At 65.5% G+C, this 945-nt stretch carries 1 protein-coding gene; it reads left to right on the plus strand.

Going from position 1 to position 945, the window contains the following annotated elements; all coding sequences use genetic code 11:
* Nucleotides 1–912: an HlyD family efflux transporter periplasmic adaptor subunit gene (locus tag HLH25_RS19895; RefSeq protein WP_182975731.1), complete on the plus strand. Its 912-nt coding sequence runs from the start codon at nt 1–3 to the stop codon at nt 910–912.
* Nucleotides 913–945 lie beyond the last annotated feature (33 nt).

The following is a 945-nucleotide window of genomic DNA, read 5'->3' on the forward strand; positions in this document are numbered from 1 at the left end:
ATGCCCCTTCTACGCACCCTGATCCGCGTGGTTCTGACCCTGAGCGTCGTTGTGCTGGCGATCGTTCTGGGGGTGACCCTGTGGGACACCTATATGATCGCCCCCTGGACGCGCGACGGGCGCGTGCGGGTGTATGTGGTGGATGTGGCGCCTGAAGTTCCGGGCACGGTGGTGCAGGTTCCGGTGGCCGACAACCAGTTCGTGCACAAGGGCGAGCCGCTGTTCGTGCTGGACCCGGTGCGCTTCCGCCTGGCGATCCGCGAGGCGCAGGCGCGGCTGGACGGGGCCGAGGAAGACCTGAAGCTGAAGCGCAACGACGCGAAGCGCCGCATGGGGCTGGGCGGCATCGTGTCGGCCGAAGAACAGGAAGTGTTCAACTCGAACGTGGCGACGCAGGTGGCGGCGGTGGATGCGGCGCGGGCGTCGCTGGACCTCGCGAAGCTGAACCTGCAACGCTCGGTGCTGTATTCGCCGGTCAACGGCTACGTGACCAACCTGAACCTGCGGGTGGGTGACTACCTGACGGCGGGCCAGCCACGCCTGGCGGTGATCGACGCCGATTCCTACTGGGTGAACGGGTATTTCGAAGAAACCAAGATGTGGGGCGTGCATGTCGGCGACGTGGCCCGCGTCAAGCTGATGGGCTACAAGCAGATCATCCCCGGCCATGTCGTCTCGATCGCGCGCGGCATCAACGACCAGAACGGCAATCCGGACCGGCTGGGGCTTCAGGATGTCAACCCGATCTTCACCTGGGTGCGGCTGGCGCAGCGTATTCCGGTGCGCATCCATCTGGACCATGTGCCCGACAGCGTGACGCTGGCGGCGGGCATGACCTGCACGGTGAGTGTCGGCCCGCAATCGCGCAGCCAGAAGGGGCATCTGACCACCTGGCTGCAAGACCATCTGTAAGGCCCCCGGCGCGAGCATGACCATGATGACGAA

The organism is Gluconacetobacter dulcium, from assembly GCF_014174165.1.
In the GTDB taxonomy this organism is placed as follows: Bacteria; Pseudomonadota; Alphaproteobacteria; order Acetobacterales; family Acetobacteraceae; genus Gluconacetobacter; species Gluconacetobacter dulcium.